Raw genomic sequence first — 14,051 nt, forward strand, 5'->3', positions numbered from 1 at the left:
GATCACGCCCTCAAGCCGGCCGTCGGTCAGGTCAGGCCCGCGGCCCGCGCCCGTTCCACCGCGGGGCCGATCGCCTTCGCGACCGCCTCGACGTCCGCCTCGGTGGAGGTGTGGCCGAGGGAGAAGCGGAGGGTGCCGCGGGCCAGGTCGGGGTCGGTGCCGATGGCGAGGAGGACGTGGCTGGGCTGGGCGACGCCGGCGGTGCAGGCGGAGCCGGTGGAGCACTCGATGCCCTGGGCGTCCAGGAGGAGGAGAAGGGAGTCGCCCTCGCAGCCGGGGAAGGTGAAGTGCGCGTTGGCCGGGAGGCGGTTCACCGGGTCGCCGCCGAGGATCGCGTCCGGGACCGCCGTACGGACCGCCGTGATCAGGGCGTCGCGCAGGGCGCCGATCTCGCGGGCGAACCACTCGCGCTGCTCGGCGGCGAGCCGGCCGGCCACCGCGAAGGAGGCGACGGCCGGGACGTCGAGGGTGCCGGAGCGGACGTGGCGCTCCTGGCCGCCGCCGTGCAGGACGGGTACGGGGGTGTACTCGCGGCCGAGGATCAGGGCGCCGATGCCGTACGGGCCGCCGATCTTGTGGCCGGAGACGGTCATGGCGGCGAGTCCGGAGGCGGCGAAGTCGACGGGGACCTGTCCGAAGGCCTGGACGGCGTCGGCGTGCAGGGGAATCCCGAACTCGCCTGCGGCGTCTGCCAGTTCACGGACCGGGAGGACCGTGCCGATCTCGTTGTTCGCCCACATGACGGTGGCCAGGGCCACGTCGTCGGGGTCGCGGGCGATGGCCTCGCGCAGGGCCTCGGGGTGGACGCGGCCGTAGGAGTCGACCGGGAGGTACTCGACGGTGGCGCCCTCGTGTTCGCCGAGCCAGTGGACGGCGTCCAGGACGGCGTGGTGTTCGACGGGGCTGGCCAGGACGCGGGTGCGGGCCGGGTCGGCGTCGCGGCGGGCCCAGTACAGGCCCTTGACGGCGAGGTTGTCGGCCTCGGTGCCGCCGGAGGTGAAGACCACCTCGCTGGGGCGGGCGCCCAGCGCGTCCGCGAGGGTCTCGCGGGATTCCTCGACCGTCCGCCGGGCCTGGCGGCCGGAGGCGTGCAGGGAGGACGCGTTGCCGGTGATGCTCAGCTGGGCGGTCAGTGCCTCTGCCGCCTCCGGGAGCATCGGGGTGGTCGCGGCGTGGTCGAGGTAAGCCATGGTGAGCCCGATTCTACGGGGCCCGATGTACGTGGTCGCGGCTCGTCCCGGCCGCTTCCCACGTGTGCCACGGCTCGCCGGGCCCCTAGAAGCTCCAGGAGACGGTGTTGTCGGCCTGCATGAACGCCACCAGGACCAGCAGGTCGGCGACGCCCAGGGTCATGCCGAGCAGGGCCCGGCCGCGGCGGGCGGTGCCGCGCCAAAGGGCCGCGCCGGCCAGGGCGATGGCGATGGGGCCGAGGAACAGGTTCAGGACGAGCAGGCCGAGGAGGCCCAGGATGAAGGACGCGACGGCCATGCCGTCGGCGTCACGGGTACCGGTACGGCGGGTCGCCGGTGCGGTGAGTTGCATGAGGGTCAGCTCCCGACGGAACGGATGGGTGGGTGGGTGCGCCGTCAGTTGGTGGACGTGCCGCGCCGGCGGCCGTGGCGCTCGCGCAGCGCGAAGATGCCGAGCCAGGTGGCGATGACCGCGGCGGCGATGACCGTGAAGGTCAGCGACGCGTGGGCCACGGTGCCCAGGACGACGCCGAGCAGCAGGAGAGCGGCGACGATGAACAGCATGGGATGGATCCCCCTCCGGGGTGCTCGCGTGAACTTTCGGTAAACGGTTGAAGTTACACTTGTTCACTGACTTCCAAGTCTAGCGCTCCTTACGGCTTTTCAATTCCAGAGAACAGTTGTTAACTGGATGACATGAGTCACACCCTCGGGATCCGGCAGGCCCAGAAGCAGAAGACCCGGCAGGCGCTCCTGGACGCGGCGTTGGGGCTGCTGGAGCAGCAAAGCCTGAGCAGCCTGGGCCTGCGCGAGGTCACCCGCGCCGTCGGCGTCGCCCCGACCGCCTTCTACCGGCACTTCCGCTCCACGGCGGACCTCGGCGTGGCCCTGGTCGACGAGGCGCTGGGCAGCCTGCACCCGATGGTGCGGACGACGGTGTCCTCGGCGGGCGACAGCGACGAACGCATCGCGCGGGCCATCCGATTGATCGCCCACCATGTCGACGCCTACCCCGCCCACGTCCGTTTCATCGCCCGTGAGCGGCATGGCGGGGTCCAGCCGGTGCGGGAGGCGATCCGCGCCCAGCTGACCCGGTTCGCGGAGGAGGTGAAGGCCGAACTGGCCACGGATCCGGAGTCGGAGGGGTGGAACGACGACGACCTGCTGATGCTCGCCCACCTCTACGTCGACCAGATGCTCATCACGGCCTCCCTCTTCCTGGAGGCCATGGAGACACCGGACGCCTCCGAGGAGGCGCGGGAGCACGTCACCCAGGTCGCGACCCGCCAGATGCGGCTGATCAGCATCGGCCGCCACCACTGGCTGGACTGAGCCCGGGCACACGAGAGCGGCGCGCGCCTGCCGGCCCGAGCGCGCCGCCCTGGCGTACGAATCCCGCTGCCGGCTCCTTCCGCCGGCTCCTTCCGTCAGCCCTGCTGAGCCTGCTCTCCCTGCCCGGACGCACCCCAGCTCGGCTTGCCGGAGGGCCGCTGACAGCTCCGCCTACTCACCGGTACAGGTCCGTGACAGAACGGGCCGCGGCCAGCAGTTCGGCGCGTACCTCGGGCGGTGAGAGGACCTCCACCCCGTCGGAGAACGCGAGGAGTTGGCGGGTCGCGCGGACGAACGGGTACGACAGCCGGGCGGTCACCCACTCGCCCTCGCCGTCGTCGGGGAGTTCGGCCAGCGACGAGGCCGTGATGCGCAGGAACATGTCCAGGCGCTCCCTGCGGACCCGTACGGTCACCTCCAGGCCGCCCGGTGACTCCTCGATCTGGCGGCGCAACACCTCCCAGACGTCGGCGAGTTCCACGCCGGGACGGCGCCGCACGGGGTCGTCCAGCATCCGGGCGGACTGGATCCGGTCGGCGCGAAAGAGCCGCGGCCCGCCCCGCCGGTCGGCGACCAGGTACCAGACGCCCGCCTTGGCGACCAGGCCGTACGGGTCCACGGTGTACGTGTTCGGCTCGCGCTCCCCGCTGTGCCGGTAGCGCAGTTTCAGGCGCCGGTCGGCGAACACGGCGTCCTGCAGCACCTCCAGGTCGACGGCCCTTTGCGGTCCGCCCTTCCAGCGGGTGGCGTCGACCAGGATCCGGCGGCTGGTCACCTCGGCGGCGGGCCGGTACGGCGCCGGCAGGGCCGCCATCACCTTGCGCAGCGCCGAGCCGAGGGCAGCGTCCAGGCCCAGCGCGGCGTGCGCGCCCTGGGCGGCCAGGATGAACAGGGCGCGGGACTCGTCGGCGGTGAGGCCGGTGACGTCCGTACGGAACCCGGCGAGGAGCTCGATGCCGCCGTGCCGGCCGCGCTCGGCATAGACGGGGACGCCGGATGCGGACAGGGCCTCGATGTCGCGGTAGATGGTGCGCACCGACACCTCGAGCCGCTCGGCGAGTTCATGCGCCGGGACCCGGCCCCGGGTCTGCAGGAGCAGCAGGATCGACAGCAGGCGGTCGGACTTCACCCGAACAGAATCCCGGCGCGCGGTGCCTCGCCGCAAATGCTGACGGAAACTGTCAGGTTATCCGGCGATGCTCAGTCCAACGACTCACGGAGAGGCACGTCATGACCACCACCGACCCCCGCCCCCTCTACGCCCGCGCCACCGAGCAGGCGGCCGCGCTCATCAAGACCGTACGGCCCGAGCAGCTGGCCGGCCCCACGCCGTGTGCCGAGTTCGCCGTACGCACCCTGCTCAGCCACATCGTCGGCGGCACCCGGCGGATCGCGGTCGTCGGCGAGGGCGGCGACGGGCTCGCGGTCCACCCGTTCGCCGAGGGCGTCGGGGACGACTGGGCGGCGGCCTACGACGAGGTGCGCACCCGGGTCCTGAAGGCCTGGCAGAGCGACGAGCGGCTGGCGGCTCCGGTCCGCGTGCCGTGGGGCGAGGTCCCCGGCCGGGCGGCCCTCTCCGGATATGTCATGGAGCTGGTGACCCACACCTGGGACCTGTCCGAGGCGCTCGGCCACCCGCACGAACTCGACCCGGAACTGGCCGAGTTCGCACTCGCCACGGCCCAACGCGTTCTGCCGGACCCCCGGCGCGACGCGGACACCCCGTTCGCCGACGTCGTCGAGGCCCCCGATGACGCCGACGCCTACGCGAGGCTGGCCGCCTGGCTCGGCCGCCGGCCGCTCAGCCGAGCCTGACCCGGGCCAGCTGGCGGGACTGGGCGACCAGACGGTCCTCGGTGTCCCAGACCTCGGCGTCCTCCTCGAGGAAGCCGCCGGCCAGGTTGCGGGTGGTGATGGCCACCCGCAGCGGGCCCGGGGCCGGGCGGTGGCGTACGTGGACGGTCAGTTCGACGGTCGGGACCCAGCCGGAGATGCCGAGTTCGAAGGCGGTGGGCGGAAGGGCGTCCACCGCGAGCAGCAATGCGAAGGGGTCGGCGTCCCGGCCGTCGGCCAGCCCGAACCAGGAGCGCATCTCTCCCTTGCCGGAGGGGGCGCCGAGGGCCCAGCCCAGGGTGGCCGGGTCCAGCTTGAGCATCAGGCGGTCGGCGATGGCGGAGCTGCCGTCGACCGGGGCCGGCCCGTCCTCGGGGCCGAAGCACTGGTCCATGGGCGGGATGGCGGGCGGCCTCGCGGTCGTACGGACGTCGGCGGGGAGGGAGCCGAGGTCGCCGTAGGAGGCGAGGACGCGGATCCGCTCGACCTCGTCGCCCTGGTCGTCGTACTGGAAGAGGGAGGCCTGGCCGGTGGAGAGGGTGCGGCCGGTGCGGACGGTCTCGGTGCGGACGACCGCCGGTCCGGGCTGGGAGGCGGTCAGGTAGTGCGCCGAGATCGTGAACGGGTCCGGATGCGGGAGCGCGTCCGCGAGGGCCCGGCCCAGCACGGCCAGCAGATAGCCGCCGTTGACGGCGTTGATGATGGTCCAGCCGGCGGAGAGGTCGATGTCGTAGACGCCGGGCTCGCGCCGGGTGACCGCGGTGTCGCGGTCGAACTCGCTGTCGCCGATCACGGCCCGCGATGGCGGTCCCCCCGCTCCAGTGAGGCCGAGAGCAGGGGACGGAACGGAAGCTGCTTCTGGCATGGGTGAACCGTACAACACGAAATTACTAAGCGGTAGCTTTTGGTCTTCGCGCGGAGAGAACGGGAGGACAGGGTCCCGCCTGCCCGGGTGAGGTTCCGGCAATTTCTCGGTAAGTGTCCGGACACGTCCGTAACCCCGAGCCCGTGATCCCCCTCTATGAGGAAACATGAGCCTCACCGGGACTGCGTTTCTCCGCACGACCATGGTGCTGTCCGTCGTCGCCCTCGTGCTGCCGCTCGTCCTGTGGTCGAGGATGCGCGGGCCCAAAGCGCTGCGCGTCGCGGCCCGGGTCCTGATGCTGCTGTTCGCCCAGGGCACGGCCGTCACCCTCGTGGTCGTCCTCGTCAACAACTCCAACAACCTCTACGACGACTGGGCCGACCTGCTCGGCACCGGCAACCACGTCCAGCAGGCGGCCGATCTCGGCCGGGACGGCACCGGCGGCATAGCGTTCAAGCGCCTGCCCAAGGTGAAGCAGACCTTCAGCACCGCCGACGGACCCGGCATGCACGCGGCCGGCGGCCGCGTCACCCAGCTCAAGGGCCGGGTGTCGGGCGTGAACGCCGAGGTCTACCTCTGGCTGCCCCCGCAGTACGAGGAACCCGCCTACCGGCACCGCAAGTTCCCGGTCGTGGAGCTGCTGCCCGGCTACCCCGGGTCGGCGAAGGCCTGGTTCGGAACGCTCAAGGCGCACGAGCAACTGCTGCCGCTGATGGAGGACGGCCAGGTGGCGCCGTTCATCCTGGTGGCGCCGCGCACCAACCTGCTGGCCGGCGTGGACACGGGCTGCGCCAACATCCCGGGCACGGTCAGCGCCGACAGCTGGCTGAGCATCGACGTGCCGAAGATGGTCATGGACAACTTCCGCGCGGAACCCGCCCCGTCCGGCTGGGCGGTCGCCGGGTACTCGGCGGGCGCGCACTGCGCGGTCAAACTGGCCGTCGCGCACCCCGACCGCTACCGGGCGGCCGTGAGCCTGTCCGGGTACAACGACCCGATCGGCGAACGCACCTCGCTCGCCGCGCAGAACCCCGCCCTGCGCGCCCGGAACAATCCTTACCTGCTTCTCAGGAAGGCGGCCGTGCCGCCCCGGTTCGCGCTCTACGTCTCCGGCGAGTCCGGGGACGGCTACCAGGCGGGCGTGGCCCTGGAGTCGATCGCCAAGGCGCCGACGACCGTGCACGTGGTGTTCCTGCCGCGCAGTGCCGGTGGCCACACCATGGCGCTGTGGCGGCCGCAGGTGGTGCCGTCCTTCCGCTGGCCGACCCTGCAGATGGGCAAGAACCGGCCGCAGACGGCGGCCACCGGCCCTACTCCTCGGTCACCGTCGAGCGGCGGTTCCACGCACGCGGCGCTCGCCAGTGGAACCGCATCGCGAGCAGGCGCAGGACGAAGGCGGTGACGACGGCGAGCCCGCTGGTGAAGGGGTTCAGCACGTCGTAGTGGATGCACAGCACCACCATGGTGGCGCCGACGATCGCCGGGACCGCGTACAGGTCGCGGTCCCAGCGCAGCAGCGACGGCACCTCGTTGGCGAGCACGTCCCTGAGCACACCGCCGCCGACGGCGGTGGCCAGGCCCAGGGTCGCCGACGCGGTGAGATTGAGGCCGTAGTCGTACGCCTTGGTCGTGCCGGCGACGCAGAACAGGCCGAGGCCGGCCGCGTCGAAGACGTTGACCGCGACCTGGATGCGCTCCACCTGCGGGTGCAGGAAGAAGACCAGCAGGGCGGCGAGCAGCGGTGTGAGGAAGTACCCCAGGTCGGTGAACGCGGCCGGGGGTACCGCCCCGATCATCAGGTCCCGGAACAGTCCTCCGCCCAGCGCGGTGACCTCGGCGAGGACGGCGATGCCGAAGACGTCGAAGTTCTTGCGGACGGCCAGCAGCGCGCCGGAGATCGCGAAGACGAAGATGCCGACGACATCGAGGGTGTGCTGGACGGAGGGGCTGAAGAGTTGCTGGAGCACCCTTACATTCTTACCTGCTCCGGCCCGTGAACCTTACAAAGGCAGGCTCAGAGCGCGGGTTTCCCTGTTGTGAACAGCCAGGTCTGGAAGAGATCGTCGAGCTGCTGCCCGCTGACCTTCTCGGCGAGGCGGATGAAGTCCGCCGTCTCGGCGTTGCCGTACCGGTGCAGTCCTGTCCAGGTGGGCAGCAGCTTGAAGAAGGCCGGGTCGCCGATCCGCTCCCGCAGCGCCTGGAGCGTCATGGCGCCGCGCTGGTAGACGGCGGAGGCGAACATCGTGTCGCGCTGCGGGTCGGCGACCTTGGTCTGCCAGAAGGCGGAGTCGGCGGGGCGGGCGTGGTAGCCGGCCAGGAAGGAGTCGTGCGCCGAGCGGGTGCCCTGGTGCTCCGCCCACAGCCACTGGGCGTAGACGGCGAAGCCCTCGTTCAGCCAGATGTCCTTCCACCGGGCCACGCTGACCGAGTCGCCGAACCACTGGTGGGCCAGTTCGTGCACGATCGTCGTCTCGTTGCGCACGGCCGAGTAGGCGGGCTTGCTCTGCACCTCCAGCGAGAACCCGGCCTCCGGCATGTCGTCGACGATCGCGCCGGTCTCCTCGAAGGGATACGGCCCGAAGACCTGCGACCAGTAGTCGGTGGCGGCGACGGTGACGGCGTAGACGTCGACGCTGTTGCCGTTCTGCAGCACCGGGTCGACGGCGACGTAGACGGGGATGCCCGAGGGCGTCTTCCCGGTCCTCACGTCGAACTTCCCGATGGTGGCGGTCGCGAGGTACGTCGCCATGGGCCTGTTCTCGCGCCAGTGGGCGTACGTCGAGCCGCCCTTGTCGTACGTCGAGACCAGCCGCCCGTTGGAGACGCCGGTCAGGCCCTTGGGCGCCTTGATGCGGATGTCGTACGTGGCCTTGTCGGCGGGATGGTCGCTGGACGGGAACCAGGTGGAGGCGGCGTTGGGTTCGCAGGCGACGAAGACGCCGTCGTCGGTCTTCATCCAGCCGTAGTCCGAGCCGAAGATGATGGGGCCGCCGAGGGGCTCGGGTACGCCGCCGTAGGTGACGGTGGCGGTGAAGGTCCGGTCCTTGCGGAGGGGGCTGCGCGGGGTGATGGTCAGCTCGTCGCCGTCACGCGTGAACCGGGCGCGTCTGCCGTTCACTTCGACCCGCGTGACCTCCAGCTTCTGCAGGTCCAGGTCGAAGGAGGAGAGGTTCTGGGTGGCGCGGGCGGTGAGCGTCGTACGGCCGTCGAGGCGGTCGGTGCCCGGGTCGTACGCCACGGACAGGTCGTAGTGGCGGGCGTCGAAGCCGCCATTGCCGAGCTGCGGGAAGTACGTGTCGCCGATGCCGCCGGCGCCCGGGGTGGGGGCGGAGGAGGCCGCGATGACGAGGAAGGAGGCCGCCGCTGTTGCGACAGCCCCTAAGCGTGCCGAACGGGAGAGTGCCATGGTCGTCCCTTCGAGCATGTGCCGGTCAGTAGACGGACACGGACGACTCTGCGCTCTCCCACTCGGGCATGTACATGACTTTGCCCAGTTGTCATGTGTTACTTGTCGGTTGACTCCTGGGCAGATTCCGACGACTCCGCGGCAGTGGCGGCCTTCTCCTCGGCGGCAGCCGCTGGCGCCTCGGGCCCCGTCTTCGCGCCGGGCCCGGTCTTCTCCGTCGTCACCGGCACATCGGCAACGACCTTCCCGGGGGCGGCCTCCTCGGTCGCCTCGGGGGCCTCGGTATCGGCCTCGGCCTGCGTCTTCGCCGCCGAACCACCGGAGATCAGCGCGTCCGGGACCAGCTCGGAAGCCTGCTTCGCCGCCGACAGCAGGACCGTGTCCTGCGGGGCCTGGTCGGCGAAGTCCTCCGGGTGGTGGCAGGCGACACGCTGGCCGGGCTTCAGCTCCACGAGCTGCGGCTCGGTCGTCTTGCAGATCTGCGTCGCCTTCCAGCAGCGGGTGTGGAAGCGGCAGCCGGAAGGCGGGGCGATGGGCGACGGGACGTCGCCGCGGAGCAGGATCCGCTCGCTCTTCGCACCCCGCCGCCTCGGGTCCGGCACCGGCACCGCCGACATCAGCGCCTTGGTGTACGGGTGCATCGGCGCCTCGTACAGTGAGGTGCGGTCGGCGAGTTCGACGATCTTGCCGAGGTACATCACCGCGATGCGGTCCGAGACGTGCCGGACGACCGAGAGGTCGTGCGCGATGATCACGTATGTGAGGCCGAGCTCCTCCTGGAGGTCGTCCATCAGGTTCACGACCTGCGCCTGGATCGACACGTCCAGCGCGGACACCGGCTCGTCGGCCACCACCAGCTTCGGCTTCAGGGCGAGCGCGCGGGCGATGCCGATGCGCTGGCGCTGACCGCCGGAGAACTCGTGCGGATAGCGGTTGTAGTGCTCGGGGCTGAGGCCCACCAGCTCCAGGAGGCGCTGGACCTCCTTCTTCACGCCGCCCTCCGGCTCCACGCCCTGCAGCCGGAAGGGCGCCGAGACGATCGAGCCGATGGTGTGACGGGGGTTCAGGGAGCCGTACGGGTCCTGGAAGATCATCTGGATGTCGCGGCGCAGCGGACGCATCCGCCCGGTGCTCAGCCGCGTGATGTCCCGGCCCTCGAAGTGGATCGATCCGCCCGTCGGGTCCTGCAGCCGGGTGATGACCCGGCCCATCGTCGACTTGCCGCAGCCGGACTCGCCGACGACGCCCAGGGTCTCGCCCTTGCGCACCTCGAAGTCGATGCCGTCGACGGCCTTCACCGCGGCGACCTGCCGCTGCAGGATCCCCTTCTTGATGGGGAAGTGCTTGGTCAGGCCCTCGACCTTGAGCAGCACCTCGCCGTCGGCGGAGCCGCCCACGGACTCGCTCGCGGAGCCGCTCACGGACTCGTCCGCGGACCCGGTCTTCTTCGTCTCACTCACAGCTTCGGCGCAATCTCTTCGGTCCAGATCCGCGTACGGTCCTCCGCCGAGAGGTGGCAGGCGGTCCAGTGCCCGCTGCTCACCAGCTCCAGCTCCGGACGCACCGTGCGGGTGACGTTCCCCTTGGGGATGTCCGCGTACGGGCAGCGCGGGTGGAAGGCGCAGCCCGAGGGGACGTTGATGAGGCTCGGCGGCTGGCCCTTGACCGGGATGAGCCGGTCGGAGGTCTCGCGGTCGACGCGGGGCATCGAGCCGAGCAGGCCCCAGGTGTACGGGTGCTGCGGCTGCTCGAAGATCTCGTTCACCGGACCGCGCTCCACGCACCGGCCGCCGTACATCACCAGGACGTCGTCGGCGATCTCGGCGACCACACCCAGGTCGTGGGTGATCAGGACGACCGCGGAGCCGAACTCCTTCTGCAGGTCCCGGATCAGGTCGAGGATCTGCGCCTGGACGGTCACGTCGAGGGCGGTGGTCGGCTCGTCCGCGATGAGCAGCTCGGGGTTGTTGACCAGTGCCATGGCGATCATGGCGCGCTGGCGCATACCGCCGGAGAACTCGTGCGGGTAGCCGTCGACGCGCTTGGCGGGCTCGGGGATCCCGACCCGGTCGAGCATCTCGATGGCACGCGTGCGGGCCACCTTCTTGCTGACGTCGTGGTGGACCCGGTACGCCTCGACGATCTGGTCGCCGATCTTGTAGTACGGGTGCATCGCGGACAGCGGGTCCTGGAAGATCATCGCCATCTCGCGGCCGCGCAGCCTGCGCACCTCGTCCGGGGCGGCGGAGACCAGTTCCTTGCCGTCCAGCCAGATCTCGCCGGACATCCGGACGTTCTTGCCGCGTGCGCCGAGCCGGTGCAGGCCCATGATGGCCAGCGAGGTCACCGACTTGCCGGAACCGGACTCGCCGACGATGGAGAGGGTCTTGCCCTTCTCCAGCTTGAAGCTGAGCCCGTCGACGGACTTGACCAGGCCGTCGTCGGTCGGGAAGTGCACCTTGAGGTCGCGGACCTCGAGGAACGCGTCGGGCGTCTTGGACTCGGCGGGCTCGCCCACGGCGGCGCCGGTCTTGGAGAGTTCGGTCACGAGAGCCTCACCCGCGGGTCGGCGGCCGCGTACAGCAGGTCCACCAGGAGATTTGCGATGACGACGAAGATGGCGGCGAGCAGGGTGACGCCGAGGATGGGGGGCAGGTCGTTGTCGTCGATGGCCTGCACCGCGTACTGGCCGATGCCGTGCAGCGAGAACACGGTCTCGGTGATCACGGCACCGCCGAGCAGCAGGCCGAGGTCCATGCCGAAGACCGTGATGATCGGGGTCAGCGCGGCGCGCAGTCCGTGCCGGACCACGACCTTGCGCTCGTGCAGGCCCTTGGCGCGGGCCGTGCGGATGAAGTCCTCGTTCATCGTCTCCAGCATGCCCGAGCGGGTGAGCCGGGCGTAGATCGCGGAGTACAGCAGGGCGAGCGAACACCATGCGGGAATGAGGGTGTTGGCCCACTGCGCGGGGTTCTCGGTGAACGGGACGTAGGTGCGGCCGAAGATCGGCCACTTGTAGGTGAAGAGCAGGATCGCCAGGTTGCCCGTGAAGAACATGGGCAGCGAGACACCGGCGAGTGCGACGCCCATGAAGGTGCGGTCGAAGAACGAGCGCGGCTTGAGCGCGGAGATCACACCGACCGTGACGCCGGAGAGCAGCCACAGCACGGCGGCGCCCAGGGCCAGCGAGATGGTCACCGGAAGGCGTGAGGTGAGCTGCGGCCAGACCGCCTCGTGCGTCTTGAACGAGTAGCCGAAGCAGGGTGCGTTGCAGTGCACCGTGGTGGGGCCGAGGTCGTAGGTGGCACCGGCCACGATCCCCTTGATGAAATGCCAGTACTGGATGTAAACGGGCTGATCCAGACCGAGGTTGTGCTTGACCGCGGCGATGTCCGCCTTCGACGGGCTCTTGCCGATGTACTGCTGCGCCAGCTGGTCCGCCGTCTGGCCGGCGAGTCGCGGCAGCAGGAAGAAGATGGCGAAGGTGACCGCGGAGACGACCAGCAGCAGGATCACTGCCGCGAACGTCCGGCGGAGGATGTACGAGATCACGGGGGCCGGCGCTGGTGCCCGCGGGCGGCTGAGCCCGCGGGCACCAATGCCTTCACCTGCCTTCCGGGGCTGCTACTTCTTCGTGGTGCCGAGGTTGAGGTAGTCGTACTGCCCGCTGAAGGCGGACGTGGAGACCACGTTGGTGGCGTACGGCGAGCGGTACAGCAGGACCTTGAAGTAGGTCAGCGGGACGATGACCGCCTGGTCCATGGTGGTCTTGTCGATCTCGGCGTACAGCTTGTTGCGCGTGGCGACGTCCGGGGAGGCGATCGCCTTGGCCAGCTTGGCGTCGACGTCCTTGTTCTCGAACTGCGACAGGTTCGTGTTACCGGACTGGCTGATGGCCTTGCTGTTCAGAATCTGCTGCAGGAAGCCGTAGCCGGACGGCCAGTCGGCGCCCCACTGCATCATCATGATGCCGATGTTCTGCTTCTCGGTGAACTTCGGCACACCCGCGTAGTCGGTGAAGTACTTGCCCTGCGGGTACTGCTTCAGAGTGGCGTTGATACCGACCTTTTTCAGCGAGCTGATGATCGCCGTGGCCGCGTCGACCTCCTGCGGGCGGTCGGAGCGGGCCGAGATGTTGGTCGTGATCGACGTCTTGCCGCAGGCCTTCAGGTGCTGCTTGGCCTTGGCCACGTCACCCTTGTTGCCCGCGGTCGCGTAGGCGTCGGCCTTCTGGTAACCGGTGATGTCCGGCGGCAGGACGGTGGAGGCGATGTCACCGCGGATCGGGCCGCCCTCGGCGGTCTGCACGGAGACCTTGTCGATGGCGTACTCGACGGCCTTGCGGCACTCGATGTTGTCGAACGGCTTGACCTTGGTGTTCAGCGCCGCGTAGACGAGGCGGCCACCGTAGGTGTTGTCCGTGTTGGCCTTGCCGTCCGCGGAGTTGATCAGCTGGGCCTGGGTCGAGGCCTGGACGCCGGTGCCCGCGAGGTCGACCGTGGCGTCGCCGGACTGCAGGTCCTTGTCGATCGTCTCGGCGTTGACCTTGAGGTTGACGACGATCTTGTCCGGGTACTGCTTGCGCAGCGGGTCCGTCTTCGGGTCCCAGTTCTTGTTGCGGACGAGGACGGCCTGCTTGCCCTCCTCGTAGCTCTGGAACTGGTAGGAGCCGGAGGACACGATGTGCTTGACGTAGTCGACGCCATCGTCCTTGGACTGCGGCACCGGAGCCGTCTGCGGCGCCGCGACCAGGTAGTCGAACTCCTGGAAGGCGCGTTTCAGGTGGAAGACGACCGTGGTCTCGTCCGGCGTCTCGATCGAGGACAGGCCCTTGGCGCTCTTGTCCTTGTACGGACCCTTGTACTTGTCGCCGTCCTTGAGGAACTGCTGGAAGTAGTTCGGGCCGAGCGAGAGCACGTCACGCGCGAAGTTGGACCGCTCGACGGCGTACTTGACGTCCTTCGAGGTGATCGGCGTGCCGTCCTGGTACTTCAGGCCCGAACGCAGCTTGTACGTCCAGGTCTTGCCGCCGTCGCTCGAGACACCCTTGCTCGCGGCGAGGTCCGGGACGAGGGTGTTGCCCTCCTCACCGGGGGCGGGCTGGAACGTCATCAGCGGGCGGGCGTACAGCCGGCTGAAGTTGTACATGTACGCGTAGTACGTGTTGCCCGGGTCGAAGGAGTCCGGCACGTCGGACATCTCGTAGACGACCGTGCCCCCCTTCTTGGTGGACGCGTTGACGACACCCTTGGTCGCCGCGTTGGCACCGGCCGCCTTCGGGTTGTTGCCGTCCTTGTTCTCATCGGCCTTGCTACAGCCTGCAAGCAGCAGGCTGACGGAGCCGATGGCCGCGACCGCGGCCAGCGCTGACCTTCGCATGATGGTCTGCTTCCCCTCCATAATCGGAAACTTGATGGGCTCTCGG

The 14,051-nt window shown here is 69.8% G+C and carries 14 protein-coding genes; 3 read left to right on the forward strand and 11 right to left on the reverse strand.

Annotation, left to right across the window (positions count from 1 at the left end; genetic code table 11):
- Positions 1-26 precede the first annotated feature (26 nt).
- From ACIBBH_RS14775 to ACIBBH_RS14785, 3 genes are all read right to left on the reverse strand, one after another.
- Positions 27-1,190, reverse strand: a complete 1,164-nt coding sequence (locus ACIBBH_RS14775) for a cysteine desulfurase family protein (protein WP_399404610.1) — start codon at positions 1,188-1,190, stop codon at positions 27-29.
- Positions 1,191-1,275: 85 nt separating this feature from the next.
- Positions 1,276-1,542 (reverse strand): DUF4190 domain-containing protein, encoded by a 267-nt coding sequence (locus tag ACIBBH_RS14780; protein ID WP_399404611.1) that lies wholly within the window; start codon positions 1,540-1,542, stop codon positions 1,276-1,278.
- Positions 1,543-1,586: 44 nt separating this feature from the next.
- Positions 1,587-1,754 carry a hypothetical protein gene (locus ACIBBH_RS14785; protein WP_399404612.1) on the reverse strand — a complete coding sequence of 56 codons (168 nt, stop codon included), beginning with the start codon at positions 1,752-1,754 and terminating at the stop codon, positions 1,587-1,589.
- 132 nt (positions 1,755-1,886) lie between these two features.
- On the opposite strand from ACIBBH_RS14785, the gene ACIBBH_RS14790 reads away from it, so the two are divergent.
- On the forward strand, positions 1,887-2,522 hold the full coding sequence (locus ACIBBH_RS14790; protein WP_399404613.1) for a TetR family transcriptional regulator: 636 nt from the start codon (positions 1,887-1,889) through the stop codon (positions 2,520-2,522).
- A 175-nt stretch (positions 2,523-2,697) separates the two neighbouring features.
- On the opposite strand, the gene ACIBBH_RS14795 is transcribed toward ACIBBH_RS14790, so the two are convergent.
- Positions 2,698-3,651: a helix-turn-helix transcriptional regulator gene (locus ACIBBH_RS14795; RefSeq protein WP_399404614.1), complete on the reverse strand. Its 954-nt coding sequence runs from the start codon at positions 3,649-3,651 to the stop codon at positions 2,698-2,700.
- 101 nt (positions 3,652-3,752) lie between these two features.
- Here ACIBBH_RS14795 and ACIBBH_RS14800 point away from each other — a divergent pair, with 101 nt between their 5' ends.
- Positions 3,753-4,337 (forward strand): TIGR03086 family metal-binding protein, encoded by a 585-nt coding sequence (locus ACIBBH_RS14800; protein WP_399404615.1) that lies wholly within the window; start codon positions 3,753-3,755, stop codon positions 4,335-4,337.
- On the opposite strand, the gene ACIBBH_RS14805 is transcribed toward ACIBBH_RS14800, so the two are convergent.
- Positions 4,324-5,220, reverse strand: coding sequence for a thioesterase family protein (locus tag ACIBBH_RS14805; RefSeq protein ID WP_399404616.1), 897 nt, complete (start codon positions 5,218-5,220; stop codon positions 4,324-4,326). The genes ACIBBH_RS14800 and ACIBBH_RS14805 overlap by 14 nt on opposite strands.
- Positions 5,221-5,386: 166 nt before the next feature.
- Between ACIBBH_RS14805 and ACIBBH_RS14810 the strand changes: the two genes are divergently transcribed.
- A complete protein-coding gene (locus ACIBBH_RS14810; protein ID WP_399404617.1) occupies positions 5,387-6,622 on the forward strand; it encodes an alpha/beta hydrolase in 1,236 nt (411 codons plus the stop codon).
- Here ACIBBH_RS14810 and ACIBBH_RS14815 read toward each other — a convergent pair.
- The 6 genes from ACIBBH_RS14815 to ACIBBH_RS14840 form a co-directional block, all read right to left on the reverse strand.
- The gene (locus ACIBBH_RS14815) at positions 6,531-7,187 is read right to left on the reverse strand and encodes a trimeric intracellular cation channel family protein (protein WP_399404618.1); all 657 of its coding nucleotides are present in this window, start codon (positions 7,185-7,187) and stop codon (positions 6,531-6,533) included. The two genes, ACIBBH_RS14810 and ACIBBH_RS14815, sit on opposite strands and share 92 nt — an antisense overlap.
- A gap of 47 nt (positions 7,188-7,234) precedes the next feature.
- Positions 7,235-8,626, reverse strand: a complete 1,392-nt coding sequence (locus tag ACIBBH_RS14820) for a M1 family metallopeptidase (protein WP_399404619.1) — start codon at positions 8,624-8,626, stop codon at positions 7,235-7,237.
- Between the two features lie 98 nt (positions 8,627-8,724).
- Positions 8,725-10,086 carry an ABC transporter ATP-binding protein gene (locus ACIBBH_RS14825; RefSeq protein ID WP_399404620.1) on the reverse strand — a complete coding sequence of 454 codons (1,362 nt, stop codon included), beginning with the start codon at positions 10,084-10,086 and terminating at the stop codon, positions 8,725-8,727.
- Positions 10,083-11,174: an ABC transporter ATP-binding protein gene (locus ACIBBH_RS14830; protein ID WP_399404621.1), complete on the reverse strand. Its 1,092-nt coding sequence runs from the start codon at positions 11,172-11,174 to the stop codon at positions 10,083-10,085. The genes ACIBBH_RS14825 and ACIBBH_RS14830 overlap by 4 nt, the downstream gene beginning before the upstream one ends.
- The gene (locus tag ACIBBH_RS14835; protein WP_399404622.1) at positions 11,171-12,178 is read right to left on the reverse strand and encodes an ABC transporter permease; all 1,008 of its coding nucleotides are present in this window, start codon (positions 12,176-12,178) and stop codon (positions 11,171-11,173) included. The genes ACIBBH_RS14830 and ACIBBH_RS14835 overlap by 4 nt, the downstream gene beginning before the upstream one ends.
- A gap of 72 nt (positions 12,179-12,250) precedes the next feature.
- Positions 12,251-14,026, reverse strand: a complete 1,776-nt coding sequence (locus ACIBBH_RS14840; protein WP_399404623.1) for an ABC transporter substrate-binding protein — start codon at positions 14,024-14,026, stop codon at positions 12,251-12,253.
- Positions 14,027-14,051 lie beyond the last annotated feature (25 nt).

Origin of the sequence: Streptomyces sp. NPDC051636 (genome assembly GCF_044453765.1) — a bacterium.
Classification (GTDB): Bacteria; Actinomycetota; Actinomycetes; order Streptomycetales; family Streptomycetaceae; genus Streptomyces.

Excerpts from the sequence above, each read along its gene's own strand:
- ACIBBH_RS14775 (WP_399404610.1), bottom strand. The coding sequence starts at position 1,190 with ATGGCTTACCTCGACCACGCCGCGACCACCCCGATGCTCCCGGAGGCG.
- ACIBBH_RS14780 (WP_399404611.1), bottom strand. The coding sequence starts at position 1,542 with ATGCAACTCACCGCACCGGCGACCCGCCGTACCGGTACCCGTGACGCC.
- ACIBBH_RS14785 (WP_399404612.1), bottom strand. The coding sequence starts at position 1,754 with ATGCTGTTCATCGTCGCCGCTCTCCTGCTGCTCGGCGTCGTCCTGGGC.
- ACIBBH_RS14790 (WP_399404613.1), top strand. The coding sequence starts at position 1,887 with ATGAGTCACACCCTCGGGATCCGGCAGGCCCAGAAGCAGAAGACCCGG.
- ACIBBH_RS14800 (WP_399404615.1), top strand. The coding sequence starts at position 3,753 with ATGACCACCACCGACCCCCGCCCCCTCTACGCCCGCGCCACCGAGCAG.
- ACIBBH_RS14805 (WP_399404616.1), bottom strand. The coding sequence starts at position 5,220 with ATGCCAGAAGCAGCTTCCGTTCCGTCCCCTGCTCTCGGCCTCACTGGA.
- ACIBBH_RS14810 (WP_399404617.1), top strand. The coding sequence starts at position 5,387 with ATGAGCCTCACCGGGACTGCGTTTCTCCGCACGACCATGGTGCTGTCC.
- ACIBBH_RS14820 (WP_399404619.1), bottom strand. The coding sequence starts at position 8,626 with ATGGCACTCTCCCGTTCGGCACGCTTAGGGGCTGTCGCAACAGCGGCG.
- ACIBBH_RS14840 (WP_399404623.1), bottom strand. The coding sequence starts at position 14,026 with ATGGAGGGGAAGCAGACCATCATGCGAAGGTCAGCGCTGGCCGCGGTC.